Origin of the sequence: Stenotrophomonas sp. LC732, assembly GCF_052446685.1 — a bacterium.
GTDB lineage: Bacteria > Pseudomonadota > Gammaproteobacteria > Xanthomonadales > Xanthomonadaceae > Stenotrophomonas > Stenotrophomonas muris.
On record NZ_CP199214.1, the window covers coordinates 137,730 to 162,773 of the forward strand.

The window sequence follows — 25,044 nt, forward strand, 5'->3', positions numbered from 1 at the left end:
GCATTACCGATGCACTGCCAACGGCGACGCCGCCAGCACGGTTGTCGCCCGCTCATGGCGCTGCAGCCAGCCCAGCGTGTGTGGGCAGCGGGCATGGATCAGCCGCCCGATCGCGGCCAGGTCGGCGCCGATGTCACGTTCCAGGACCGGCTCGTGGTGGGCGATGCGGTTGCGCAGGTGGCGGATGCGTCCGATATCCGCATGGATGGCTTTCCTGACGGCACTGGGATGAGCAGAGGGAGCATGCTGCAGAACCCTGCTGAGTGCGGGTATCCAAAGCGTGGAGTCGAAGCGACAGGTGAAGAGCTGCTGCCAGAACACCATCGGCAGGTTGGCGACGATCCCGGGTGTATCGGTTACGCGGCTGGCAAGTTGTTCCAGTACCGTGCGCGGAGAAGTACTGGATGAGGTTGGCAGCCTCCGTCGGAAGGCACCATTCCAGGGCCAACGCGGGCCATGCTGCCTGGCGAGCACAGCTGCAGCGGCGTTGCGGGTGACCACTTCGCACAGATGGACCGGCATCATCAGTGCACTGCACATCCGCATGTTCCACAGGTACAGGGATTCGGCTGTGACGTCGGGGCTGCAGCTCGATGCGATTCTCTCGTAAGTAGACAGACGCTCCGCTGACAACGCGCGCCGCAGTACATCGTATGGAGCCATCGTCATGTGCGGTGGTGAAGGAGGAATCGATGTTCGCGAGAGTGGGCGGCGGCGACCATCAGGGAACGTCCTTGTCCGCGCGGCTGATTTTCTGCGTTTTGCCTCGGACGAATACCTGACCTGTCCTGTCGGATTTGGCCTTGACCGGCGATCTGGTCCTTGCCTAATCTGCGTGCCTGCGCCACCGGGACTCGCGGCTGGATTTCAGCTCCCCCCGGGGACAAACGGTAGTACCAAAGGGCCCCGCTAGCAGGGCCCTTTGTTTTTTCCGGGCCGCCCCACGCTGGTGGCCCACCGCCCGTTCCGGGCAGGCTCACCGCCGTGCCGTTACCATGGCCGCCTGTATTCGTGCCGGTAAGCGCAATGGACAAGGTTTTCATCGAGGGGCTGACGATCGACGCCCTGATCGGTATCTACGATTGGGAACGACGGATCCGCCAGGACCTGGTGTTCGACCTGGAAATGGGTTTCGACAACCGTCGCCCCGCTGCCACCGATGACATCGCCCACACCCTGAACTACAAGGCGGTGAGCAAGCGCCTGGAACAGTTCGTGCGCGAGTCGGAGTTCGGCCTGGTCGAGACCCTGGCCGAGCGCTGCGCGCAGATCGTGCTGGACGAATTCGACGTGAAGTGGCTGCGCCTGAAGCTGAGCAAGCCGGGCGCAGTGCGCGGCGCGCGCGCGGTGGGCGTGATCATCGAACGCACGCGGGACTGACCCGGTCGTGCCGGCCGCTGGCCGACAACCCCGGTAGTGCCGGCCGCTGGCTGGCAACCTTGGCAACAACGAAACAGACAGGAGACAACTGATGGTGGACGCGGTGGTGGCGGTACAGTGGCTGGAACGGCTGCAGAACACACTGGAACCCTATCCCGGCGCCTACCTGGCGTTGATGATCTCGGCGCTGCTGATCGCCGCTGGCCTGGCCAACTGGGTGACCAAGCGCATCCTGCTGCGCGGGCTGCGGCGGCTGCTGAGCCGCCTTCCGGGCGCTGATACCGGCCGCGGCAGCCACCTGATGCGGGTGATCTCGCGCCTGTCGAACGTGGTGCCCAGCCAGGTGATCGCCTCGGGCATCCGCATCGTGCCGGACCTGCCGCCGGGCCTGGTCAGCTTCATCATCGGCGCCTGCCAGGCGTGGGCGATCCTGACCGTGGTGCTGGCCATCTCGCATGCGCTGGATGCGGCCAACGATCTGTACGAGCGCCGCCCCGAGGCACGCAACAAGCCGATCAAGGGCTACCTGCAGGTCGCCAAGATCGTCCTCTTCGTGATCGCCGGCCTGTCGATCGTCGCTACGCTGGCGGGCGTCGACCTGCGCTATCTGGTCACCGGCCTGGGCGCGGCCACGGCGGTGCTGATGCTGATCTTCCAGGACACCATCCTGTCGCTGGTGGCCAGCGTGCAGATCAGTGGCGATGGCCGCGTGCGCATCGGCGACTGGATCGAGATGCCCAGCCAGAACGCCGACGGCGACGTCATCGACATCGCGCTGCACACCATCACCGTGCAGAACTTCGACAAGACCATCACCACCATCCCCACCAAGAAGCTGGTGACCGAGTCGTTCAAGAACTGGCGCGGCATGCAGGAGGCCGGCGGGCGCCGGATCAAGCGCGCGCTGTACCTGGACCAGCACAGCGTCGGCTTCCTGGACGAGGGTGACCTGGCCTTCCTCGGCGAGTTCGCGCTGCTGCGCGACTACCTGCGCGACAAGGAACAGGAACTGGGGCAGTGGAACGGGCGCCTGCGCGAGCAGGGCGTGGCCGAGGTCAACAGCCGCCGCGTGACCAACCTGGGTACGTTCCGGGCCTATGTGGAGCGCTACCTGCGCAGCCATCCGGGTATCCATACCGACATGACCCTGCTGGTACGGCAGCTGCAGCCGACCACCGAGGGCCTGCCGCTGGAGCTCTACTGCTTCACCCGCAGCACTGCCTGGGCCGAGTATGAGGCGGTGCAGTCGGACATCTTCGACCACCTGCTGGCGATCCTGCCGGCCTTCGGCCTGCGGGTATTCCAGGCCTCCAGTGACGCCATGTTGATGGCCGGGCAGCGCCAGTTGGCCGGCTCGGAGTAAGCTGCGGTGCCCCCGGCGGGGCCATACGGACCCCGCTGGTGGCTGAAACTGAATGAAGAAACCTCTCGCCAAACGGCTCGGGATCGCTAGAATGCCGGGCTTGTAAACGTTTTCATCAAGGACTGCCGGTGGCCTCCGATCGCATCGAATCCCTCATTGCCCAGATGACCGTCGAGGAAAAGGTCGGCCAGCTGGGTGTCTTCGCGGACATGGTCCGCCCGTTCGCCCCGGACGTGAACCCGGAAGCCAACGTGCGCAATGCCGACCAGGTGCTGCAGCAGGTGCGCGAGGGCAAGGTCGGCTCGCTGTTCAATGGTGTGGGCGCCGAACTGGGCCGCCGCATCCAGCAGGTCGCCACCGAGGAGAGCCGCCTGGGCATCCCGGTGATCCTGGCGGCCGACGTCATCCACGGCATGCGCACCGTGTTCCCGATTCCGCTGGGCGAGGCCGCCAGCTTCGAGCCGGACCTGGCCGAGCGCACCGCGCGCGCCACTGCGATCGAAGCCACCGCCGCGGGCCTGCACTGGACCTATGCGCCGGCCGTGGACATCGCCCGCGACCAGCGCTGGGGCCGTGGCGCCGAAGGTGCCGGCGAGGATGTGGTGCTGGGCTGTGCGTTCGCCGCCGCCCGCGTGCGTGGCTTCCAGGGCAGCGACCTGCGTGCGGCCGATTCGCTGCTGGCCACGCCCAAGCACTTCGCCGCCTACGGCGCGGTGATGGCCGGCATGGAATACAACATGGTGGACATCTCGCCGCAGACCCTGCGCGACGTGCACCTGCCGCCGTTCAAGGCCGCCTTCGAGGCCGGCGCGATCACCGTGATGTCCTCGTTCAATGACATCAATGGCGTGCCGGCCAGTGCCAATGCCGAACTGCTGACCGACATCCTGCGCGGCGAATGGAAGTTCCCGGGCGTGGTGATCTCCGACTACACCGCCGACATGGAGCTGGTCGCGCACGGCTACGCCGCCGATGACCGCGATGCCACGGCCAAGGCGTTCACCGCCGGCCTGGACCTGAGCATGCAGAGCGGCTTCTATGCCGAGCACCTGCCCGGCCTGGTCGAGAGCGGCGAGGTGCCGATGGCGGTGCTGGATGAGGGCGTGCGCCGCATCCTGTGGCTGAAGGAGACCATCGGCCTGTTCGACGACCCGTACCGTTCGCTGGACCCGGCGCGCGAAGCGGATACCTCGCACATTGCCGCGCATGACGAACTGTCGCGCGATGCCGCGCGGCGTTCGATCGTGCTGCTGAACAACCGTGACAACGTGCTGCCGCTGCAGAAGACCGGGCAGAAGATCGCGCTGATCGGCCCGTTCGTGCAGGACCGCGAGAACATCGAAGGCTGCTGGACGCTGTTCGGCGACAAGCAGCGTTACGTGGACCTGGAAACCGGCGTGCGTGCCGCCATCGGCGACGAAGCGCTGCTGGAAATCGTGCCGGGCTGCGAACTGGAAGCCGCGATTCCGGGCGGCACGGAAGCCGCTGTGGCTGCCGCACTGCGTGCCGACGTGGTGGTGCTGGCGCTGGGCGAACCGCAGCGCTACAGCGGCGAAGCACAGTCGCGCGTGGAGATCACTCTGCCGCCGGCACAGCAGGCGCTGGCCGAGGCCGTGGCGATGACCGGCAAGCCGCTGGTGGTGCTGCTGCGCAATGGCCGCGCGCTGGCATTGCAGGGCGCAGTGCGCAATGCGCAGGCCGTGGCGGTGACCTGGTACCTGGGCACGCAGACCGGCCATGCCGTGGCCGATGTACTGTTCGGCGACTACAGCCCGTCCGGCCGCCTGCCGGTCAGCTTCCCGCAGGTGTCCGGCCAGCAGCCGTACTTCTACAACCACCCGCGCACCGGCCGTCCGGAACTGCCGACCATGTCGGAGTTCAAGGCGCGCTGGCGCGAGATTCCCAATGAACCGCTGTACCCGTTCGGCCATGGCATCGGCTACACCACCTTCGCCTACGGCGTGCCGCAGCTGAGCACGGCACAGCTCGGCTGGGACGACACCCTGACCATCACCACCGTGCTGACCAACACCGGCCGCGTGGCGGGCGAGGAAGTGGTGCAGCTGTACATCCATGATCGCGTGGCCAGCCGCGTGCGTCCGGTGCGTGAACTGAAGGACTTCCGCAAGGTGGCGCTGCAGCCGGGCGAGTCAGCCGAAGTGGTGTTCACCTTGACCCGCGAGCAACTGGCCTTCACCGGCCGCGACGGCGTGCTGCGTGCCGAGCCGGGCCAGTTCGACCTGTGGGTCTGTGCCTCGTCGGCCGCCGGCGAAGCGGTGCAGTTCGAGCTGCTGAAGGCCTGATCGAAAAAAAGGGGACGGAGGGGATTAAGTCGTTTGTGCCAAAACGACTTAATCCCCTCCGTCCCCTTTTTTTGTGGTCCTCACTGTGGCGGCGCTACCATCGGGCCTCCTGTTCCAATGGAGTGCGCGCATGCGCCGGATGGCCTACCTGATTCCCGCCCTGCTGCTGGCGGCCTGTTCGCAGCCGGCGCCGCCGGCCGAGCCTGCAGCGGATGCGCCGCCGCCGATGGAGGCCAGTGCTGCTTCGACGCCTGCGGCTGAACCGGCGGCGCCGGCTGCCGAAGCCGCCGCTGCACCTGCCGCACCGGCAGCCGAGGCGGCCGCCGAGGATGCGCGTGCGCGCATCGAGTCGCTGCTCGGCGATGCCGCGCAGTTCGAAAAGGTCTTCAATGCGTTCAAGGCCGCCGTGGTCGGCGGTGATCGCGCTGCGGTGGTCGAGGAAGTGCGATTCCCCTTGAACATCAGCGGCGGAAAGAAGATCTCCGGCCCCGGAGAGTTCCAGCGCAACTACGAGAAGATCATCACGCCGGAGGTGGTCAAGGCGGTGTCCGAGCAGGACTTCGGCAAGGTGTTCGTCAACCAGCAGGGCGTGATGATCGGCAGCGGCCAGGTGTGGTTGAGCGGCCAGTGCCTGGACCAGGCCTGCACGAAGACCGAGGTGAAGGTCATCACCATCCAATGAATGCAGACGCCCCGCGTGCGGGGCCGTTTGGCAAGGGTAGTGCCGGCCGCTGGCCGGCAACCGCAGGATGCCGGAAGGATCCAGGGTGCCGGCCAGCGGCCGGCACTACCTCAGGTCTTCGGCGTGAGCTTCAGCAGGCGCGCCTTGCTGCCGTCTTCCAGCAGCCACAGCGCGCCGTCCGGGCCCTGTTCCACTTCGCGGATGCGCTCGCCCATGTTGAAGCGCTCGGCTTCGCGCGCGCTGTCGCCATCGAAGGCCACGCGCACCAGCGAGGTGGACGACAGGCCACCGATGAAGCCGCTGCCCTTCCACTGCGGGAACAGGCTGCCGCTGTAGATCACGAAGCCGGCCGGCGAGATCACCGGCGTCCAGGTCACCTTCGGCGCGGCGAATTCCGGGCGCGTATCGTGGTCGGGAATCGGCCGGCCGTCGTAATGGTCACCGTTGGAAACGATCGGGTAGCCGTAGTTGGCGCCACGCACGATCAGGTTCAGCTCGTCGCCGCCGGCCGGGCCCATCTCGTGCGCCCACAGCTTGCCGTTGGCATCGAAGGCCATGCCGAGGATGTTGCGGTGGCCCAGCGACCAGACCTGTGCGGCCACCCCGCCCTGCGACGCGAACGGATTGTCGGCGGGCAGGCTGCCATCGTCGTTGAGGCGGATGATCTTGCCGAGGTTGCTGCCCATGTCCTGGGCCGGATCGAACTTCTGGCGCTCGCTGGAGCTGATCCACAGCTTGCCGTCCGGGCCGAAGGCGAGGCGATGCCCGTAGTGACCCTCACCGCTGACCTTGGGGTTCTGCCGCCAGATCACCTTCAGGTCCTTCAGCTGGCCACCGCCGTTGGCATCCAGTGCCAGCGTGGCCCGGGCTACGGCGGCACCGCGGGTATCCAGCGTGCCTTCCTCGGCATAGCTGACGTAAACGACATGATTCCGGGCGAAATCCGGGTGCAGGATGATGTCGCCGAAACCACCCTGGCCAGCATAGGCGACCTTCGGAACGCCGGTGATCTCGTGCTTCTGGCCGCTGGCCGGGTCCAGGTGCTGGAGCTTGCCGCGCTTTTCGGTGACCAGCAGGCTGCCGTCGGGCAGGAAGGTCATCGCCCAGGGCTGGTCGAAGCGGCTGACTTCGGTGGCGGTGAACGGGCGCTGGTCGGTGGCGGCAGAGGCCGCCGTGGCGGTCTGCGCACCGTTGGCGGCCGGATCGGCGGCATTGCAGGCGGAGGTGGCAAGGATCGGCACAAGGCCGAGGGCGAGCAGCAGGGGCGTGCGGGTCATGGGTATCTCCAGTGCGGGGATGCGGATGGCCGGGCTGTCCCTTGTATACCACCGGCACCGTGAGCGTCGTGGCCCGAAGGTCCTGCGCCCCCTGTGCGAGCGCGGCGGGATCGTCTAGGGTGGGCACGCCCGGGCAAAGCGTGCCCGCCTGCCTGCCAAGGACCTGCAATGAACACTGCCATGCCCCACAAGCCGTCCACCGCCTTCATCGCCGCCTCCTGGGTGGCCCTGCTGCTGGGGGCGGCGGCGTACCTGATCGGCCTGTTCAACGCCACGATGGCGCTCAACGAGAAGGGCTACTACCTGACCCTGCTGCTGTTCGGCCTGTTCGCGGCGGTGTCGCTGCAGAAGAGCGTGCGCGACCGCGTCGAAGGCATTCCGGTGAGTGGCCTGTACTATGCGCTGTGCTGGTTCGCGCTGCTGTCGGCGCTGATGCTGCTGCTGGTCGGCCTGTGGAATGCCACGCTGGCGCCGAGTGAGAAGGGCTTCTATGGCATGGCGTATGCGCTGTCGCTGTTCGGCGCGGTGGCGGTGCAGAAGAACACCCGCGACCTGATCGCCGCCGGTGGGGGCGAGAGCAAGCGCAGCGCGATCGTGCCGCCGCTGCCGGAACAGGAGTGATCGATCCGATGTAGAGCCGGGCCATGCTCGGCTCAGTCGAGCGTGGCTCGACGTTACAGCCGAGGTGCGAGAGCCGAGCGTAGGCTCGGCTCTACAGAAGCCTGGCGCTATCGTGCCAGCCGCGGATCCGCCAGCTGTGCCTCCTCCCAGCCACGACGCACCGCATTGCGTGCCTGCGCCCAGTCCAGGCGGCTGCGGCCGCGTTCGTTGGCCCAGCGTGATTCGAGCTCGGCCTCGACCTGTTCATAGGCGCGGATCATGTCCTGTGCACGCGCGGCGTGGCCGATGCGATAGGCCGGCTCGTAGTCCTCCAAGAACAGCTGGTCGTCGTAGTACGGCTCGGCCGTGTAGCGTTCGCGCCAGTAGTTGCTGATCGCGTCGCGCGGCGTGCTGTCGTCCGGTACGCGGCCGGGGATCTGGTACTCGGTCATGGAAGGCTCCGTTGTGGACGTAGCCCGATCGTGCCTGTGTGGCGGTTAACGGCCCGGTCCGGCAGCGTGATCACCAGATCAATCCGCCGGGCATGGCCCGGCGCTATCGGTCATCCGGCATCGGTATCTTTTCGCGGCAGCGTGTAGATCACCGCGCCGATGGCGAACGCCACCAGCGCAGCAGCGATGTTCTGCCAGCTGGCACTGGCGAACAGCGCCAGGCACAGCAGCAGCGCCAGCACCGGAATCAACGGCCCGCCGGGCAGCTTCAAGGCGCCCGGGCGGTCGGCGTAGCGCTTGGCCAGTACCAGGACTGCTGCGGCAGTGCCGATGTAGGCGAACAGGCGCGTCGTCATCGACAGCAGGGCCAGCTGCACGAACGAACCGGACAGGGCCAGGCCGAGCGCGATCAGGCCCTGGCAGAGGATCGACGCGGCCGGGGTGTGGAAGCGTGGATGCACCTGGGCCAGGATCTTCGGGCCGTAGCCATCGCGGGCCAGTGCGAACAGGAAGCGTGGGCCCATCATCATCGTGTTGCTGTTGGTACCGAGGATGGAGATGGTGGCACCGACGGTCAGGATCAGCGCCAGTGCTTCGCCACCGAAACCGGCGGCGGCATCGGCCAGCGGGGTGGCCGAACTGGACAGGCCGGCCAGCGTTCCCTGCGCCACCACCTGCACCGCGCCGTAGATGACGGTGACGGTGATGATCATGGTGATCAGGGCGAACGGAATATCGCGGCGCGGATTGCGGTACTCGCCGGCGGCGGCCGGGATGTTCTCGAAGCCCGCGTAGGCGTAAAGCAGCAGCAAGGCGGCTTCGCCCATGCGCTGCAGGTCATGCGGGTCCGGGCGTTGGCCGGAGAAGGCCAGCTGTGGGTCGATGTGGAACGCACCGATGGCCACGAACAGCAGCAGCGGCAGCATCTTGCCGATCACCAGTACCACGCCGGTGCGCGCGGCCGAGCGCACGCCGATGATGTTGATGCCGGTGAGGAAGCCCAGCGATACCACGATCACCGCGATGCGGCCCAGGCCGGCATCGGCCCACGGCCAGAAACGCGCAACCGCGTCGGCCAGCGCGTTGCTGAGCGCAGCGGCCGAGCTGATGCGGGTCAGCCAGATCATCCAGCCGATCTCGAAACCGGCGAAGCGCCCGAACGCCTCGCGTGCATACAGGTAGCTGCCGCCGGGTTCATCGAAGTAGCTGGCGGCCTGCGCGTAACACAGCACCAGCAGCGCGACGACGATGCCAGCGGCGACCACGCCCCACAGGCTGAAGGGGCCGAGCAGGGCGACGGTGGCGGCCGGCAGCAGGTAGATGCCGCTGCCGATCACATCGTTGATCGACAGGCCGACGATCTGCCAGCGGCTGACCGCGCGTTGCAGCTGCGGTTCGTCCTGCGTGCTCAACGGACGTCTCCGGCCAGCGCGGGCAGTTGCCACTGCGCCTGCAGGCGCTTGTACTCCGCGCGCGGCAGGAGCACGAAACGCGGCGCGTCCTGCGGCCGCAGCCAGTCCAGCAGTGCCTGCATGCGTTCCTGCGGCATGGCCGTACAGCCGGCGGTGGCCTCGCCGGGCTGGCGCCACAGATGGGCGAAGATGCAGCTGCCCTTGCCGGGCTGGTTGTCCGGGTTGTGGGCGATGACGAAGCCTTCCCGGTAGCGCACGTCGCCCTTGTTGTGCAGGTCCAGCCGCATCGGCTCGGTGGAGCCCTTGACCGCTGCATTGCCGACCTTCTTTTCATCGACGATGCGGTTGTAGAACGGCGAACCGGGCACGTCCATGCAGTAGCTGCTGTCCAGCATCGGCTGGTAGGGCATGGCAGTGCCGCGGCGGGTGACGGCATAGCCGAACGCACTGCCGAGCGCGAATATGCCGGCCGGGCTGCGGCCATCGCCTTCCTGCTTCTGCGGGCCATCGGCCTGCGCCGGATGCAGGCCCAGGCCCCAGGCGCTGCCGGTGCGGCCAAGCGCCACCGGGAACGCCTGGCCATGCGGGTGCCAGCCCTGGCCGTCGCGCACGTAGGCCTGCAGTTGCCCCTGGGTGCTGTCCCAGCCTTCGCTGGTGACCACGATCAGCTGGCGCGCGCCATCCAGCGGCGCCGCGTGAACGGACACCGCCGTAGCAAGCAGCAGTGCAGCGGTAGCGAGGCGGACCAGCGATCTCATCAACAGGTGCTCCGATCAGGAATCCAGCAGGTGGTCGATCCGCTCCAGGTTCACCGCAAGCTGCTGCTGGCGATCCGGATTGGTGTGGCAGAGCAGCACGAACAGGAAATCGAGCAGGGCGTGCATGGCGCTACGGTACAGCAGCTGCGCGACCTGTGGCGTGCGGTCGTGCGCGCAGACCGCCAGTGCCGCATCCGCATGCGCGCGCAGCGGGTTGGCGGTGTGGCGGGTGATGGAAATCACCTTGCCACCCATGTCCTGGAACTGCCGCGACAACTGTGAAAGCTGGGGCAGGTTGCCGAACTCGGAGAACATCAGCAGCGCATCGCCGGGGCGTGCGGCCGAGAGGTTGGCCAGCATCAGGATCGGATCGGTATGCGGCACCACCAGCAGTCCGAGCAGCGACAGCCGCATGGCGAACTCGCGGGCGAACAGGCCGTCGTCACCCAGGCCGTAGACGAACAGCTTTGGTGCGCCGTCGAGCAGCTGCACGATGCGCTCGATCTCCCCGCGTGGATTGGCCTGGCGTGTTTCCTCCTCGGCCTGGGCCTTGCTGCGGCGCAGGGCCTCGCCCAGGCGCTGGTAGTCATCGCCGCTGTCGGGTTCGTCGGGCGCCTGCTGCGGATCGGCACCGGCGCGGGCCACGTCCTGGCCGATGGAGTACTTCAGATCCGGGTAGCCCTTGAAGCCAAGCTTCTGGCTGAACTTCACCACGCTGGACTGGCTGATGCCGAGCGCGCTGGCCAGCTGCTGGGAGGAGTAGTCGCGCAGCAGGTGGGCGTTGTCGAGGATGAAGTCGGCGATGCGGCGCTCGATGGCCGACATCTGCCCACGCTCGGTGCGGATCTTCAGCAGGGGCGGCATGCGGGGTGTCCGGGCATGTGTAGGCGCGTTGCGGTTGGCAGCTTAGAGCGTGTCATGGAATGGGTCGGATGGGTTCCAGCCGCGAAGAGATTACGGAGTGCAGTTGTTGCCTTTGACGTTGAGTCCGCCTTCAAGCGAGCCGAGCACCGCAGGTCCGGCGAGGGCGAAGAGGCGCGGGTGTCTGAGCGCAGCGAGTTCCCGCGCCGTCCCTCGACGGGCCGAGGAGCGCAGGGAACCGGTGCGTAGCACCGGCTCGCGGCCGGCGGAGCGTTTCTTTTGGTTACTTTTCTTTTCGCGAAAAGAAAAGTAACGCGCGACCCAACGTCAGTGGCACGCAACGTCAGCCGCAAGGCAGAAATCAACCCAGCATCTCCAGCCCGCGCACTTCGGTGATGCCCAGCCCCGGCACGTCGCTGATGCTGATCTCCGATTCGTTGAAATGCACGCCGCCGCTGACCGGATCGAACTGGCCCAGCGAGGGGCCGTCCAGATCGACCTTGGTGATCACATCGCTCTTGGCCACGGCCAGGTGCACGGCGGCGGCCACGCTGATGCTCGATTCGATCATGCAGCCGATCATGCACGGCACGCCGTAGATGCCGGCAATGTCGGCGATGCGGATCGCGTTGGACAGGCCGCCGGTCTTCATCAGCTTGATGTTGATGATGTCGGCCGCGCGCTGCTGGATCAGGTCCATCACCTGGCTCGGGCTGAACACGCTCTCGTCGGCCATCACCGGCGTGTTGACGCGGTCGGTGACGTACTTCAGGCCGCTGATGTCGGCCGCTTTCACCGGCTGCTCCAGCAGTTCAAGCACCACGCCGGCGTCTTCCAGGGTACGCATCGCATGCACTGCCTGCTTGGCGGTCCAGCCCTGGTTGGCGTCCAGGCGCAGCAGGGCGCGGCCTTCCACGGCGGCATGGATCGCCTTGACCCGTTCGATGTCCAGGCCGATGTCCTTGCCGACCTTGATCTTCAACGACTCGAAGCCGCGTTCGATCGCCGACAGCGAGTCGGCCACCATCTTGTCGATGTAGTCCACGCTGATGGTGATGTCGGTGGTGATCACCGGGTCGCCACCACCGAGCATCTGGTACAGCGGGGCGCCGTGCAGCTGCGCCCACAGGTCGTACAGCGCGATCTCCACCGCCGCCTTGGCGCTGGTGTTGCGCTCCATCGCGGTCTGCACCAGCGTGCACAGGTGGTTGAGGTTGACCACGTCCTGGCCGATCAGGCGCGGGGCGATGAAGTGGCGGATCGCTTCGATGATCGAGCCGTGCGTATCGCCGGTGATCACGGCGGTGGCCGGGGCTTCACCATAGCCGGTGTTGCCGGTGTCGGTGCGGATCAGCACGACCACGTCTTCCACGGTTTCCACCGTGCGCAGGGCGGTCTTGAACGGTGTCTTCAACGGCACGCGCAGCATGCCCAGTTCGATGGCGGTGATCTTCATTCAGGAGTCTTGGCCCGCAGGCGCTGGATGTTAGTGATGCGGTCGATGTAGCGGACGGTATCGCTGGCCATCATCGGCTCCAGCGGCGTGACCGAAACACCATTGAGATGGGCCTGCACGCGCGTGCCGTCGGCACCGAACCAGCTGCCGCCCGCCGTATCGTGGATCACCCACGTACGGCCGTCGACGTGGCCGATGGCCATCATCACGTGGCCGGGGATGTAGACCAGATCGCCGACCTTCAGGTCGGTGACGGCACGGTCGCGCAGTGCCTTGCCGTCCTTGCCGGTGAACGGCAGGCGATCCAGCGCCGGGCTGACCGCCTGTGCACTGGTATTGCGTGGCAGCAGCACGCCGAAGCTGCGGTAGATCTCGGAGACGAAACCGCTGCAGTCGCGGGTGTCGTAGTCGTGGCCCCAACCGTAGCGCTCGCCGAGGAACTTGAAGGCCTGCTGCAGCAACAGGCGCGGGGTCAGGGCCAGGTAGTCGGCGGCGGTGTCCTGCGAGCGCGGCAGCAGGGCCGGTACCAGTTTCAGGCGACCATCTGTCTCGCGTACCGGCAGCTGCACCACCCACGATGCGTGCGCCTGCTGGCCGTTCACCGGTTCTGACGCGGGCCAGTCGGCCAGCACCGGCAGGCGCACGCCCATGTCCAGCTGCAGGCGCGAGACACGCGGTTCTTCCGGGGTGTAGGCGGTCTGCGCGGTGGCACCGGTGATGATCCGGTAGGGCCCCTTCGCGCCGTAGCCGAGCACCGTGGCCTTGTCGCCGCTGGCGATGGCGTCGGCTTCGATCCACGCGCTGTAGCGCTCGCTGTGCACGAACAGCCAGCGTCCGTCGGCACTGCGGTGGACCGCGGCGACCTTGTCGCCGGGGAACAGTGCCGATTCCTGGAAGCGGTCGATGTCGGTGTCACCGACGGTGCTGAAGACGCGCTCGCGGGTGGGGAAGGTGCGCAGTGCGGCACGCTTCACCACCAGCCCGTAGGCCGGTGCCACCTGGGCGGGAATCGCATCAAGGCCGAGGTTGGCTTCGATCGCGCTGCGCAGGGCCGGCGCGATGGGCGTGCCCTTGTCGCTGTAGAGGGTGCGCGTGGGCCAGCTCGACAGCGCGGTGATGCTGGCACGCACCGTCGCCGCATCAAGCTGGGCTGGCAGCGCCGCGATGTCGCGGATATGGCTGTCCTGCGCCCGCATCCGTGCGTTCTGCGCCTCGATCTGCGCGCGATCCAGGATCGGCGCATCGGCGTTGTCCAGACGCGCCGCCCAGTACTGCGGCGTCAGGTAGGCCTCGTGCAGGCCGATCACATAGGGCAGCGGTGCGCCGGGATCGGGCGCCGGGGCGGCCTGTGCAAAGGCCGGTGCGGCCAGCAGGCACAGGGCCAGGGTCAAGCGGCGCGGCCAATGCCGGTGCCGTTCGCGGGAAGCCAGGCTCATGCGGTGCACACCCTCCTCGAATGCCTTGTGGAATATTTATTCCTTTCGGCATCGAAAGCAAGAATAAATTATTGACCGGCATCCCGGCCCGTGTTACACAGCCGTTACCACCCGCGCTGGGGAAGTGTCGCTGTGGATCCTGCCATTCGCAAACCGCGTCTGCCTGCTGCTGCCGGCCTGTGTGCCGCGCTGCTGCTGTGGGTGTCGGTCACGCAGGCGGCAGACGGGCGCAGCAGCCAGCAGCGTGCGCGCCAGGCGCAGGTGATCGACCTGATCGACGGCGGCCGCTTCAGCGACGCCGATGCGTTGCTGGCGACAGGGAGCGATGCTGCCGAAGGCGCGTTCCAGCGTGAGCGCATGCGCCGCATCCGCCTGGATCTTTCCCTCGACGAAACCGCCGCCAAGTCTGCCGTGCGCCGCTGGATTCCCGACCTGACCGACGAGGAATTCGCGCGCTGGGACCAGCTTGGCCTGATCGAGCATCTCGATATCGATGGCGAGCGTTGGTACTTCAAGCGCGCACCGTCGAACCTGTTCCTGCTCAGCGACGAGGCACGCGCACGCCGCCGTGCGGATGCACCGATGCCGCCTCCAGGGCCCAACGAAGTGCTCAACGCGCACCACACGCGCGTGGTCGCCGCGGCCGAACAGAGTGGCCGGGCGTCGGTGCTGCCGCAGCGTATCGAATTCACCCAATCGCTCACGGTGAAGGCCGATGCCGTGCCGGCCGGCGAAACCGTGCGTGCCTGGATTCCGTACCCACGCGAGATCCCCGGCCAGCAGGAGCAGGTGCAGTGGCTGGGCAGCAGCCCAGGCAAGGCGCGGGTGGCACCGGCCAGCACCTTGCAACGCACGGCCTATCTGGAGGCCAAAGCGGTGGCCGGGCAGCCGACCCGCTTCGAGATCCGCTACGCGGTCACGATCTTCGCCCGGCACACCGCGATCGACCCGGCCGTGGTGCAACCGACCCCGGCCGATACGGCGTTGAAGCCGTATCTGGCCGAGCAGCTGCCGCATGTGCGCTTCACCCCTGCGTTGAAGCTGTTCTCCGACCAGGTGCTGCAGGGCGAGACGCGCCCATATGAAGTGGTGCGCAAGCTGTTTGCTGCGGTCGACCGTATTCCCTGGGCCGGTGCGCGCGAATATTCCACGCTCAGCAACATCAGCGATTACGCGCTGCGTTCCGGCCATTCCGATTGCGGGCAGCAGACCCTGCTGCTGATCGCGCTGCTGCGCCTGAATGGCATTCCCGCGCGCTGGCAGTCGGGCATGGTGTTCTCCGACGATGGCAGTGGCTACAACAACCTGCATGACTGGGGACAGGTCTACCTGGCGCCGTATGGCTGGCTGCCGATGGACGTGACCACCGGCGCACTGGCCAGCGATGTGCCGGCCCTGCGCAACTTCTACCTGGGTGGCCTCGATGGCTACCGCATCGCCTTCAACGATGATTTCGGCCAGCCCCTCGTGCCGGCCAAGCAGCACTTCCGCTCGGAAACGGTCGACTCGCAGCGCGGCGAGGCCGAGTGGGCAGGCGGCAACCTGTACTTCGACCAATGGAGCTACGACTTCCAGTGGCGGGTACTGCCAGCCAGGCAACGCTAGCGCGACACATCGCATTCCACACCATTCAATTCTTGCAGGAGAGAGCAGGGGATGAAGGCTTACAGCATCAAGCGGGCGGCGTTGTGCGTCGCTCTCGGGGCGTGTCTGGGCGTGATCGCGCCCAGCGCATTCGCACAGGATGGTTCAGTGGTCGGCCGGCTGGTCAGCGATGCCGGCCAGGTACCGGCCGGTGCCACGGTGACCGTACGCAACCCGGCAACGGGCTTCGTGCGCTCCGTGCAGGCCGAAGCCAACGGCAGCTACCGCATTCCGCTGCTGCCGGTCGGCACCTATGACATGGAGGTGAGCCTGCCGGGTGGAGGCGCCAGCCGTGTCGGCCAGGTGACGGTCAGTCTCGGCAGCGCGACCACGGTGAACGTGCCGCTGGGTGCGGTCAGTACCTTGGGCACGGTCGAAGTGCGGGCGCCGCAGGTGGTGTCGATGGTGGATGTGAAGTCCACCGAGTCGGCCACCAACATCACCCGCGAGGAACTGTCGCGCCTGCCAGTGGACCGTGACATCACCGCGGTGGCGCTGCTCGCGCCGGGCGCGGTGAAGGGCAAGGGGTCGCTGGGCGGGCAGGGCATTTCCTTCGGCGGTTCGTCGGTGGCCGAGAACACCGTCTACATCAATGGCCTGAACGTCACCGACTTCTACAACCGGGTCGGCTTCTCGTCGGTGCCGTTCTCGTTCTACCAGGAATTCCAGGTCAAGACGGGCGGCTACTCGGTGGAGTTCGGGCGCAGCACCGGCGGCGTCATCAATGCGGTGACCCGCTCGGGCAGCAACGATTTCAAGGCCGGTGCCGAGCTGGTGTTCGAGCCGCGCGCGTGGCAGTCGCAGGCACGCGACCGCTACGACGGCAGCGGCAGCCGCTACATCACCGCCAGCCGCGACGACTACAGCCGCAGCGCGCTGAATGTGTTCGCTTCCGGTGCGCTGGTGCAGGACCGCCTGTTCTTCTTCGGCATGTACGAGGCGCGCGACTACCGTCCCGCCTCGACCAATGATGCCGGCACGCGCCTGAGCCAGGGCAAGGCCGATGATCCGTTCTGGGGCGGCAAGATCGATTGGCAGATCACCGACAACCAGATGCTGTCGCTGTTCGGCTTCTCGGACAAGAGCAAGACCCTCACCGACGTCTACGCTTACGACTACGCCACGGGGCAGACCGTGGGCGAGCGCAGCAACCAGATCTACAACACGGTGGGTGGCAAGAACTGGTCCGGTACCTACAGCTGGCAGGTCAACAACGACCTGACCATGAAGCTGATGTACGGCGAGAACAAGCGCAACCGTGTGCAGAGCTCGTTGATGGACCAGAACTGCAACCGCGTGTTCGACAACCGCACGGCCGGCCAGGGCGTGCCGCCGTCACTGCAGGGCGACCGCAGCTGCACCAGCAGCTCGCAGCTGGAGTCGGCGCTGGACACGCGCAAGGCCGCGCGCGCGGACTTCGAATGGACGTTGGGCAACCACCTGCTGCGGTTCGGCCTGGATCGGGAAGAGAACACCTCCGATTACAGCCGCGCCTATCCGGGCCCGGGCGGCTTCCGCTACGACATCTACTACCGCACTCCCGGCAGCTCGCTGAACGGTGGCGTGGTGCCGGCCAGCGGCGTGGTCGTGCGCACCCGTCGCTATGAAGTGGACGGGGCCTTCGAGACGATCAACTCGGCCTACTACCTGGAAGACAACTGGCAGGTGACGCCGAATCTGCTGCTGAACATGGGCCTGCGCCTGGAAGCCTTCGACAACAAGGGCGGCGACGGCAGCAGCTACATCAAGATCGACGACATGCTGGCCCCGCGCCTGGGCTTCTCCTGGGACGTGCGCGGCGATGGCACGACCAAGGTGTTCGGCAACCTGGGCCGATACTTCCTGCCGGTGGCCAACGTCATCAACATCAAGCAGGCCGGTGGATTCCTCGACGAGCGCACCTGGTACGAGTTCCTCGGCTACACCGGCGCAGCCAACAACATCCCCAACCTGGGCGCGCAGATCGGCCCAGTGGACAACTCGCAGGGCGACGGCAGCGTGCCGGACCTGCGCGCGGAAGTGAACCGGGACATGGACCCGGTCTACCAGGATGAAGCGATCCTGGGCTTCCAGCAGATGATCAACGAGGCCTGGTCGGTGGGCGCCAGCGTGACCTACCGGCGCCTGCACAATGCCATCGATGACATGAACATCACCGCGACCGGGCAGTGTGGTGCCATCGACGGCGTGTGGATCATGGGCAACCCGGGGCGCACCAACACCGTGTGGGGTGACACCGACTGCGACGGCCGCAACGATGGCTGGATCAGCATCGACACCTCGAAGGAAGGTTGGGCGCTGTATGACGACAACGGCAATTATGTCGGCCAGCGCGGCTGGGTGAAGCCCAAGCGTGACTACAAGGCGCTGGAACTGCAGGTCGACCGCGCCTGGGACGGCAAGTGGGGCTTCAATGCGTCCTACACGCTGGCCTATGGCCGCGGCAATGCCGAGGGTCCGGTCAACTCCGATACCGACTTCGCCGATGCCGGTCGCACCGAGAACTTCGACAATCCGTGGGTGAACTACGGGGGCTATGGCTACCTGGCCAATGATCGCCGCCACCAGTTCAAGTTCCGTGGCAGCTACGCGCTGACCGAGAACCTCAGTGTGGCGGCTACGCTGGGCGTGCAGTCGGGCAGCCCGATTACCCGCTTCGGCGCCGGCAATCCGTTCGACGACACCGACTTCCACAGCTACTACGTGTGCGTGTCCAACTGCCAGGCGACGGTTCCGTCCCAGCGCGTGTTCGTGCATTCGCCACGCGGTGGCGATGGCCGCACGCCCTGGACCTATGACCTGGACGTGAGCGTCTCGTACAAGGTGCCGATTCCCACCGATCTGCGCCTGAAGCTGGCGGTGTACAACGTGCTCAACCAGCAGCGCGTGGTGACCGTGGACCAGGACTACGAGCCGCAGGACAGCATCGGCACGCCGAACCCGCTGTACCGCTACGGCACCGGCTTCCAGTCACCGCGCTATGCGCAGTTGACCGTGACATGGGCCTACTGAAGCCCGCACGGCAGGCTCGAAACTGTGTCTGCGCGGCGGCGCTGGCGGTGTTCCCGGTTGCGGTGGCACAGACCACCGCGACCGCCTCCCTCGATGCCGATGTCGCTGCCGTCGTCCAGCTCGAGCACCTGCCCGGGCTGGCGATGGCGGTGGTCGACAACGGGCAGGTGGTCTATCGCCACGCCGAGGGCGCGCGTGGCGATGGCGGCCGCATCGACGAGGACACGTTGTTCAAGATCGCCTCCAACAGCAAGGCGATGACTGCTGCACTGCTGGCGCGGCTGGTGCAGCAGGGCAGGCTGCGCTGGGATGATCCGGTACAGCGGCATCTGCCGGGCTTCAGCATGCACGATGCGTGGGTGGGCCAGCAGATGCAGGTGCGCGACCTGCTGATCCACAACAGCGGCCTGGGCCTGGGCGCCGGGGACCTGATGCTGTGGCCGGAACCGAACGCGTTCACCCGTGCCGACATCATCGCCGGATTGGCGCATCTCAAGCCGGTCAGCAGCTTCCGCAGTCACTACGCCTACGACAACCTGATGTATGTGGTGGCCGGCGAAGTGGCGGCGGCAGCGGGTGGCAAGCCGTATGACCAGCTGATGCGCGAGCAGGTGTTCGAACCACTGGGCATGACGCGCTGCCAGGTGGGGGCGTGGTCGGTGAAAGGCGTGGGCAACGTAGCGCAGCCGCATGCCTGGCGTGGCGAACGCAATGAAGTGGTGAACGCCGATGGTGGAACCAGCCCGGACCTGCCGTCGATGGCGGCCGGCGGCATCCGTTGTTCGTTGCGCGACATGACGCGCTGGATGCAGGTGCTGCTCGATCCCACCCTGGCGCCCGGCTGGCTGGACACGGAGCAGCGCCGCACGCTGTGGACCCTGCACATGCCGATGCCGCTGGGCGAGCGCCAGCGGCGCTGGGACAATGCGCATTTCTACGGCTACGGCTATGGCTGGCGCGTGTCTGACATGGACGGCCAGTGGAAGGTGGCGCACACCGGCACGTTGTCGGGCATGTACTCGTCGCTGGCGCTGCTGCCTGATCGCCGGGTGGGCGTGGTGATGCTGATCAACGGCGAAGGCGAGGACGCACGCACGGCCCTGATGCAGGCCGCGCTGAAGCGCTTCACCGCAGCGGACGATGCGCGCCCGGCAATGGACTACCTGGCCGAACTGAAGGCTGACCAGGCAACGCGGGCCGCGACCGGCCATTCGCGGCGATCCTCCGCGGCGGCGCAGGAGACGAGCCGTACGGATCTGTCCCGCTGGCAGGGCCGCTACCGCGATCCGTGGCTGGGCGCGGCCTCGCTTTGCCCGGGCAAGGACGGCCTGCGTTTCAGCGTGGACAAGTCGCCCAGGCTGCAGGCCACGGTGCTGCAGCTGCAGGGGCGCTGGCTGCTGCGCTGGGATACGCTGGGCGACGAGGCGCAGGCGTGGTTGCAGCCGGGCGAAGGCCCGGCACCGACGCTGGACCTGCGCGCCATCGACCCGGACATCGACTTCAGCTATGACTTCCAGGATCTGCACTTCACTCGTGCTGGCGACTGCGCTGGCGGCGACCACCCGCGCCGCTGAGCCACCGCGCGTTTCACCGGCAACCGACGCGGCCAGCGCCGGACTGGTGGAGATCCGCACGTTGTCGCCGCGCATCGACCTGGATATCCGCTACGCCGGTGCCAACAACTTCACCGGCGCGCGCGTGCCCGGCTACGAGGCGCCATCGTGTTATCTGCTGGCGCCGGTGGCGAAGGCGCTGGCACAGGTGGAACAGGACCTGCGCGGCGATGGCTTCGGCCTGCGGCTCTACGACTGCTACCGGCCGGTGCGTTCGGTGCAGGCGTTCATGGCCTGGGTGAACGATCCGCGCGAGCGCTCGCGCAAGGCACAGCAGTACCCGGACCTGGACAAACCACGGTTGCTGGCCGACGGCTACATCGCCGAGCGCTCCGGCCATAGCCGCGGTGCCACGGTTGATCTGGGCCTGCTGGATTGCCGCAGCGGTGCATGCACGCCGCTGGACATGGCCACCGACTTCGATTTCTTCGGTCCACGCGCGCATACGCAGGCAAGTGGATTGAGCGATGCGCAACAGGCCAATCGCCAGCAGCTGGTGCGCGCGATGGCGCGGCGGGGCTTCGTCAACTATCCGCAGGAGTGGTGGCACTACACCCTGCAGCCCGAACCGGATCCCGGCACCGCGTACGACGTCCCGGTACGGTAGGGGCATCGGCAGGGCTGCGCCCCGCCTCTGACAGTTTCCCGCGTGGTCCGTTGTAGAGCCGAGCCCATGCTCGGCTGCTCCTTGTTCAATCGTCGAGATATTCGATTTGGATGGAGATTCATCCACGCATGGCGTGGATCCACTGTGGCTGCCGATTGGGTCCGGCGCAGATCCCTTACACTGGCCGCCTCTTCATCCCTGCCCACCCGATGAACCTTCCCCTGCACTTCGGCCTGCTCGGCACCCTGGAAGCCGGCGCCATCGCCCTGCTGGTCGGGCTGCTGGTGTACTTCGTGTGGTCGCGGCTGTGCCGGCTGCTGCACTGGTCGGTGGGACATGCGATCGGCTGGTCCTGCGTCATCTCGGTGGTGGCCTCCGCTGGCATCGATGCGTGGAAGCTGTTCTACATGGGCATCGTGCGACTGGAGTCGCCGCTGTACGCGCGCCTGTTCCTGGCCACCATCCACGATCCGAACGAGCTCGGCAGCCGTGTCGTGCTGGAAATCGCCGGCGCGCTCGCCGGTGTCGCCTTGGGATGGGTGTTGTTCAGTTCGCGGTCATTGGAAAAAACCGTCGACTGACGCAGGTTTTTCGTTGCCTGCCGGTTAAATGCAGAGGCGCTGAATGCGCATCTTATGAGCTGCTCACTCCTCGCTAACCAGCGCGCTAAAGCATGCGTGGATGCGAGTGGTTAATCGTGCGTGTGGAGGCCGGTCGCGGCCCCAAATCGATTCAGAAACGCGGTGGCAGGGTAGGTGCCGTGCGGAAACAACAGGCCGCGCAACACCACCCAATATGCAGGAGACACCCCTGATGACTATTCGCAACCGCAAGCCCCTGATCGCCCTGATCGTCGCCGCCGGCAGCGTGCTGGCCATTCCGGCGATGGCCCAGTCGGCCAAGCAGCAGGCCGCACATGCGCAGAATGAAGCGGCGCAGGCCCAGCAGGCGGCAGCACAGGCCGGGCAGGCGGCTGACCAGGCGACCGATGCGGCCGCAGCGGCCTCGGCGCAGGCCAACGGTGGTGGCCAGACCTGGGCCAGCATCGATACCGATGGCAACGGCACCATCAGCAAGACCGAGGCGCAGGTGAACGCCGGCCTGGCCCAGGTGTTCGACCAGGCCGATACCAACAAGGACGGCGAGCTGAGCGCCGACGAGTACAAGGCCTACGTGGCCGCGCAGCAGGCCGGTGCGGGTGCCGGCGCGGCGCAGGGCCGCTGATCCAGACCTGATTCGGGAAGACCGGTGCATGGGGACCCGGGCGGCTGCGGCCGCCCGGGTATTTCTCGTCATCGCCACCCCTGTATCCTTGGCCGATGAACACGTCCACGCCTGCGCCGCCGCGCGCCATCGGCCTGGTCGGTTTTGACGGTGACGACACGCTGTGGAAGAGCGAGGACTACTACCGCAAGGCCGAGCAGGATTACCTTGACCTGCTGTCGCGCTATGTCGACGTGCACGACACCCAGACCGCGCGCCACCTGCTGGAAGTTCAGCAGCGCCACCTGGGCACCTTCGGCTACGGCGTGAAGAGCATGACCCTGTCGATGATCGAAGCGGCCATCGACATCACCGGCCAGCGCATCGAGGCCAAGGACATCCAGCGCATTCTGGATATCGGCCACGATACCCTGCGCCACCCGGTGGAACTGATCGACGGTGTGCGCGAAGCGGTGGCGGCCATCGCCGAGCACTACCCGGTGGTGCTGATCACCAAGGGCGATCTGTTCCACCAAGAAGCGAAGATCAAGGTCGCCAACCTGGCCGAGCTGTTCCCGCGCATCGAGATCGTTTCCGAGAAGGACCCGGAGACCTACGCCCGCGTGCTGGCCGAATTCGACCTGCCGATGCAGCGCTTCGTGATGGTCGGCAACTCGCTGCGCTCGGACATCGAGCCGGTGGTGACCCTGGGTGGCTGGGGCGTGCATACCCCGTACGCGGTGACCTGGGCCCACGAGACCCAGCACGGCGTGGCCGACGACGAACCGCGCATGGTCACCGCCGATACCGCCCACGACTGGCCGGCCGCACTGGCGGCGATCGAGGCCAAGGCCGCTGCGGCGGCCTGACAGGGCCCGGCAGCTGCGGCAGAATCGGGGCATGAACGTCCGACTGCGCGCGCTGTTGTTGTCCCTGCTGCTGGTGCCGGCCACCGTGCCGGCCCAGCAGACCGCCGAGCGTTCGGCGGCGTACACCGTGGAAACCGGTGACCGCTGGATCGATGCCCAGTTGCAGGACATCAACCATTACGCCGAACGCTACCCCGATGCCTTCCTCGATGAAGTGTCGCGCTACGCCGATGTCCCCCGCGGCTACATCAATGCGCTGTTCACCACCCATGGCTGGCAGGCCGGGGATATCTATTTCGCCTGCTTCTGGGCCAAGGCCAGCGGCCAGACCTGCCGCGACAGCGTGCGCGCCTTCAGCCAGGACCCGGAGGGCGGCTGGGAAGCGGTGGTGAAGCGCATGCCGGCCAAGCCGGACAACCTGCATTACCGCGCTGTGCGGCATGCCATCGTGGCCAGCTACCAGCACTGGGACCGGCCGATCACCCTGGATGCCACCCTGAAGCGCCAGTTGAAGCGGTAGTGCCGGCCGTTGGCCGGCAACTGCACCCTTACAGGCATCAGGAGGTTGCCGGCCAGCGGCCGGCACTATCCGGCCATGTTGCTCTGCGTATCGCCGCCGCCGCGCGCTCCGGCGACAATACGGGTCCGAGCTGTTCCCCGTTCCCGTAATCGAGTGACTGATGAGCGCCTCTTTCGTTTCGCCTGATGTGATCCGCCGCCTGTTCGCGCAGGCCATGTCCCGCATGTACCGCACCGAAGTGCCGCTGTACGGCACGCTGGTGGAACTGGTGGAGCGGATCAACGCGCAGGTGCTTGCCCAGGACCCGGCACTGGCCGCGCAGCTGCAGCGCAACGACGAGCGTGCGCGCCTGGACGAAGAGCGCCATGGCGCGATCCGCGTCGGCACCGCGCAGGAGCTGGCGACGCTGCGCCGCCTGTTCGCGGTGATGGGCATGTACCCGGTCGGCTACTACGACCTGTCGGTAGCCGGCGTGCCGGTGCACTCCACCGCGTTCCGCCCGCTGACCGGCGCCGCGCTGGCGCAGAATCCGTTCCGCGTGTTCACCTCGCTGCTGCGCCTGGAGCTGATCGAAGACGAAACCCTGCGTGCCGAGTCGGCGAAGATCCTGGCACGCCGCCGCATCTTCACCGACGGCGCACTGGCGCTGATCGACCAGGCCGAGCGTGACGGTGGCCTGTCGCAGGCCGACGCCGAGCGCTTCGTCGACGAAGCACTGGAAACCTTCCGCTGGCACGGCGATGCCACGGTCGATCTGCCGACCTACCACGCGCTGCACAATGCGCACCGCCTGGTGGCCGACGTGGTCAGTTTCCGTGGCCCGCACATCAACCACCTGACCCCGCGCACGCTGGACATCGACGCGGCGCAGGCGGCAATGATCGAGCACGGCATGGCGGCCAAGGCGGTGATCGAAGGGCCGCCGCGCCGCGCCTGCCCGATCCTGCTGCGCCAGACCAGCTTCAAGGCGCTGGAAGAGGCCGTGCATTTCCCGGATGCGGACGGTGGCGATGCCGGCACCCATACCGCGCGCTTCGGCGAGATCGAACAACGCGGCCTTGCGCTCACCCCGAAGGGCCGCGCGCTGTACGACCAGCTGCTGTCGCAGGCACGCGATGCCGGTGGCGAAGGCAGTACCGGTGGCGACTACGGGCAGCGCCTGCAGGCGGTGTTCGCCAGCTTCCCGGATGACCATGACACGCTGCGCCAGGAAGGATTGGGCTACTACCGCTACCAGCTGACCGACGCCGGCCGCGCCGCGCCGGAACGCGTGGCCGATCTGCCTGCCGAAGTGCTGGTGGCCGCCGGCCTGGCCACGGCCGATCCGATCGTCTACGAGGATTTCCTGCCGGTCAGTGCCGCGGGCATCTTCCAGTCGAACCTGGGCGGCGAAGAACAGCGCGCGTATGCCGCGCACGCCAACCGCGAGGCTTTCGAGCAGGCACTGGGCGTGGCGGTGAATGACGAGTTCGAGATCTACGAGCGGCTGCAGGCTGAGTCGCTGGCGGCGCTGCGCACCGCGTGAAGGTAGAGCCGGCCGCTGGCCGGCTGTAGGGGAAGCCGGCCAGCGGCCGGCTCTACCCGATGTCCGGACCT

Annotated in this window: 22 protein-coding genes; 14 read left to right on the forward strand and 8 right to left on the reverse strand. The window is 67.0% G+C overall.

Features of this window, described 5'->3' with window-relative positions:
• Positions 1-3: 3 nt before the first annotated feature.
• Positions 4-669 (reverse strand): hypothetical protein, encoded by a 666-nt coding sequence (locus tag ACT6SE_RS00740; RefSeq protein WP_041863013.1) that lies wholly within the window; start codon positions 667-669, stop codon positions 4-6.
• A gap of 357 nt (positions 670-1,026) precedes the next feature.
• Here ACT6SE_RS00740 and folB point away from each other — a divergent pair, with 357 nt between their 5' ends.
• From folB to ACT6SE_RS00760, 4 genes are all read left to right on the forward strand, one after another.
• Positions 1,027-1,380, forward strand: a complete 354-nt coding sequence (gene folB, locus ACT6SE_RS00745) for a dihydroneopterin aldolase (RefSeq protein ID WP_005407807.1) — start codon at positions 1,027-1,029, stop codon at positions 1,378-1,380.
• A gap of 91 nt (positions 1,381-1,471) precedes the next feature.
• On the forward strand, positions 1,472-2,743 hold the full coding sequence (locus ACT6SE_RS00750; RefSeq protein ID WP_046428231.1) for a mechanosensitive ion channel family protein: 1,272 nt from the start codon (positions 1,472-1,474) through the stop codon (positions 2,741-2,743).
• Between the two features lie 128 nt (positions 2,744-2,871).
• Positions 2,872-5,046 (forward strand): glycoside hydrolase family 3 N-terminal domain-containing protein, encoded by a 2,175-nt coding sequence (locus ACT6SE_RS00755; RefSeq protein WP_014645707.1) that lies wholly within the window; start codon positions 2,872-2,874, stop codon positions 5,044-5,046.
• A 130-nt stretch (positions 5,047-5,176) separates the two neighbouring features.
• Entirely contained in the window at positions 5,177-5,728 is a 552-nt protein-coding gene (locus tag ACT6SE_RS00760; protein ID WP_032957781.1) for a hypothetical protein, read from the forward strand.
• A gap of 110 nt (positions 5,729-5,838) precedes the next feature.
• Here ACT6SE_RS00760 and ACT6SE_RS00765 read toward each other — a convergent pair whose 3' ends face one another.
• Positions 5,839-7,005, reverse strand: coding sequence for a PQQ-dependent sugar dehydrogenase (locus ACT6SE_RS00765; RefSeq protein WP_046428232.1), 1,167 nt, complete (start codon positions 7,003-7,005; stop codon positions 5,839-5,841).
• Positions 7,006-7,173: 168 nt separating this feature from the next.
• On the opposite strand from ACT6SE_RS00765, the gene yiaA reads away from it, so the two are divergent.
• Positions 7,174-7,626, forward strand: coding sequence for an inner membrane protein YiaA (yiaA, locus tag ACT6SE_RS00770; protein WP_014645710.1), 453 nt, complete (start codon positions 7,174-7,176; stop codon positions 7,624-7,626).
• Positions 7,627-7,733: 107 nt separating this feature from the next.
• Here the strand turns inward: yiaA and ACT6SE_RS00775 are convergent, their stop codons facing one another.
• From ACT6SE_RS00775 to ACT6SE_RS00800, 6 genes are all read right to left on the reverse strand, one after another.
• Positions 7,734-8,057 (reverse strand): hypothetical protein, encoded by a 324-nt coding sequence (locus ACT6SE_RS00775; protein WP_444811080.1) that lies wholly within the window; start codon positions 8,055-8,057, stop codon positions 7,734-7,736.
• A gap of 110 nt (positions 8,058-8,167) precedes the next feature.
• Positions 8,168-9,469, reverse strand: a complete 1,302-nt coding sequence (locus ACT6SE_RS00780; protein WP_014645712.1) for an APC family permease — start codon at positions 9,467-9,469, stop codon at positions 8,168-8,170.
• A complete protein-coding gene (locus ACT6SE_RS00785) occupies positions 9,466-10,227 on the reverse strand; it encodes a L,D-transpeptidase family protein (RefSeq protein ID WP_046428238.1) in 762 nt (253 codons plus the stop codon). The genes ACT6SE_RS00780 and ACT6SE_RS00785 overlap by 4 nt, the downstream gene beginning before the upstream one ends.
• 15 nt (positions 10,228-10,242) lie before the next feature.
• The gene (locus ACT6SE_RS00790; RefSeq protein ID WP_014645714.1) at positions 10,243-11,091 is read right to left on the reverse strand and encodes a MurR/RpiR family transcriptional regulator; all 849 of its coding nucleotides are present in this window, start codon (positions 11,089-11,091) and stop codon (positions 10,243-10,245) included.
• 358 nt (positions 11,092-11,449) lie between these two features.
• A complete protein-coding gene (locus ACT6SE_RS00795) occupies positions 11,450-12,544 on the reverse strand; it encodes a dipeptide epimerase (RefSeq protein ID WP_014645715.1) in 1,095 nt (364 codons plus the stop codon).
• Positions 12,541-13,980, reverse strand: coding sequence for an SH3 domain-containing protein (locus ACT6SE_RS00800; protein WP_046428241.1), 1,440 nt, complete (start codon positions 13,978-13,980; stop codon positions 12,541-12,543). The genes ACT6SE_RS00795 and ACT6SE_RS00800 overlap by 4 nt, the downstream gene beginning before the upstream one ends.
• A gap of 132 nt (positions 13,981-14,112) precedes the next feature.
• Between ACT6SE_RS00800 and ACT6SE_RS00805 the strand changes: the two genes are divergently transcribed.
• The 9 genes from ACT6SE_RS00805 (at position 14,113) to hglS (ending at position 24,973) form a co-directional block, all read left to right on the forward strand.
• The gene (locus tag ACT6SE_RS00805; RefSeq protein ID WP_046428243.1) at positions 14,113-15,585 is read left to right on the forward strand and encodes a transglutaminase-like domain-containing protein; all 1,473 of its coding nucleotides are present in this window, start codon (positions 14,113-14,115) and stop codon (positions 15,583-15,585) included.
• A 51-nt stretch (positions 15,586-15,636) separates the two neighbouring features.
• Entirely contained in the window at positions 15,637-18,636 is a 3,000-nt protein-coding gene (locus ACT6SE_RS00810) for a TonB-dependent receptor (protein WP_046428244.1), read from the forward strand.
• Positions 18,624-20,210 (forward strand): serine hydrolase, encoded by a 1,587-nt coding sequence (locus tag ACT6SE_RS00815; protein ID WP_046428246.1) that lies wholly within the window; start codon positions 18,624-18,626, stop codon positions 20,208-20,210. The genes ACT6SE_RS00810 and ACT6SE_RS00815 overlap by 13 nt, the downstream gene beginning before the upstream one ends.
• A complete protein-coding gene (locus tag ACT6SE_RS00820) occupies positions 20,143-20,856 on the forward strand; it encodes a M15 family metallopeptidase (RefSeq protein ID WP_046428247.1) in 714 nt (237 codons plus the stop codon). The genes ACT6SE_RS00815 and ACT6SE_RS00820 overlap by 68 nt, the downstream gene beginning before the upstream one ends.
• Before the next feature lie 209 nt (positions 20,857-21,065).
• On the forward strand, positions 21,066-21,437 hold the full coding sequence (locus ACT6SE_RS00825; protein ID WP_046428249.1) for a hypothetical protein: 372 nt from the start codon (positions 21,066-21,068) through the stop codon (positions 21,435-21,437).
• A gap of 232 nt (positions 21,438-21,669) precedes the next feature.
• A complete protein-coding gene (locus ACT6SE_RS00830; RefSeq protein WP_014035758.1) occupies positions 21,670-22,080 on the forward strand; it encodes an EF-hand domain-containing protein in 411 nt (136 codons plus the stop codon).
• 95 nt (positions 22,081-22,175) lie between these two features.
• Positions 22,176-22,928, forward strand: coding sequence for an HAD family hydrolase (locus ACT6SE_RS00835; RefSeq protein WP_046428252.1), 753 nt, complete (start codon positions 22,176-22,178; stop codon positions 22,926-22,928).
• Positions 22,929-22,959: 31 nt separating this feature from the next.
• A complete protein-coding gene (locus ACT6SE_RS00840) occupies positions 22,960-23,448 on the forward strand; it encodes a hypothetical protein (RefSeq protein WP_032960973.1) in 489 nt (162 codons plus the stop codon).
• A gap of 160 nt (positions 23,449-23,608) precedes the next feature.
• Positions 23,609-24,973 (forward strand): 2-oxoadipate dioxygenase/decarboxylase HglS, encoded by a 1,365-nt coding sequence (gene hglS / locus ACT6SE_RS00845; RefSeq protein ID WP_014645724.1) that lies wholly within the window; start codon positions 23,609-23,611, stop codon positions 24,971-24,973.
• Positions 24,974-25,044 lie beyond the last annotated feature (71 nt).

Bases quoted from the DNA above. Each gene is read 5' to 3' on its own strand.
- ACT6SE_RS00740 (WP_041863013.1), bottom strand. From the start codon at position 669: ATGACGATGGCTCCATACGATGTACTGCGGCGCGCGTTGTCAGCGGAG.
- folB (WP_005407807.1), top strand. From the start codon at position 1,027: ATGGACAAGGTTTTCATCGAGGGGCTGACGATCGACGCCCTGATCGGT.
- ACT6SE_RS00750 (WP_046428231.1), top strand. From the start codon at position 1,472: ATGGTGGACGCGGTGGTGGCGGTACAGTGGCTGGAACGGCTGCAGAAC.
- ACT6SE_RS00760 (WP_032957781.1), top strand. From the start codon at position 5,177: ATGCGCCGGATGGCCTACCTGATTCCCGCCCTGCTGCTGGCGGCCTGT.
- ACT6SE_RS00765 (WP_046428232.1), bottom strand. From the start codon at position 7,005: ATGACCCGCACGCCCCTGCTGCTCGCCCTCGGCCTTGTGCCGATCCTT.
- yiaA (WP_014645710.1), top strand. From the start codon at position 7,174: ATGAACACTGCCATGCCCCACAAGCCGTCCACCGCCTTCATCGCCGCC.
- ACT6SE_RS00775 (WP_444811080.1), bottom strand. From the start codon at position 8,057: ATGACCGAGTACCAGATCCCCGGCCGCGTACCGGACGACAGCACGCCG.
- ACT6SE_RS00785 (WP_046428238.1), bottom strand. From the start codon at position 10,227: ATGAGATCGCTGGTCCGCCTCGCTACCGCTGCACTGCTGCTTGCTACG.
- ACT6SE_RS00790 (WP_014645714.1), bottom strand. From the start codon at position 11,091: ATGCCGCCCCTGCTGAAGATCCGCACCGAGCGTGGGCAGATGTCGGCC.
- ACT6SE_RS00795 (WP_014645715.1), bottom strand. From the start codon at position 12,544: ATGAAGATCACCGCCATCGAACTGGGCATGCTGCGCGTGCCGTTGAAG.
- ACT6SE_RS00800 (WP_046428241.1), bottom strand. From the start codon at position 13,980: ATGAGCCTGGCTTCCCGCGAACGGCACCGGCATTGGCCGCGCCGCTTG.
- ACT6SE_RS00810 (WP_046428244.1), top strand. From the start codon at position 15,637: ATGAAGGCTTACAGCATCAAGCGGGCGGCGTTGTGCGTCGCTCTCGGG.
- ACT6SE_RS00815 (WP_046428246.1), top strand. From the start codon at position 18,624: ATGGGCCTACTGAAGCCCGCACGGCAGGCTCGAAACTGTGTCTGCGCG.
- ACT6SE_RS00820 (WP_046428247.1), top strand. From the start codon at position 20,143: ATGACTTCCAGGATCTGCACTTCACTCGTGCTGGCGACTGCGCTGGCG.
- ACT6SE_RS00825 (WP_046428249.1), top strand. From the start codon at position 21,066: ATGAACCTTCCCCTGCACTTCGGCCTGCTCGGCACCCTGGAAGCCGGC.
- ACT6SE_RS00830 (WP_014035758.1), top strand. From the start codon at position 21,670: ATGACTATTCGCAACCGCAAGCCCCTGATCGCCCTGATCGTCGCCGCC.
- ACT6SE_RS00835 (WP_046428252.1), top strand. From the start codon at position 22,176: ATGAACACGTCCACGCCTGCGCCGCCGCGCGCCATCGGCCTGGTCGGT.
- ACT6SE_RS00840 (WP_032960973.1), top strand. From the start codon at position 22,960: ATGAACGTCCGACTGCGCGCGCTGTTGTTGTCCCTGCTGCTGGTGCCG.
- hglS (WP_014645724.1), top strand. From the start codon at position 23,609: ATGAGCGCCTCTTTCGTTTCGCCTGATGTGATCCGCCGCCTGTTCGCG.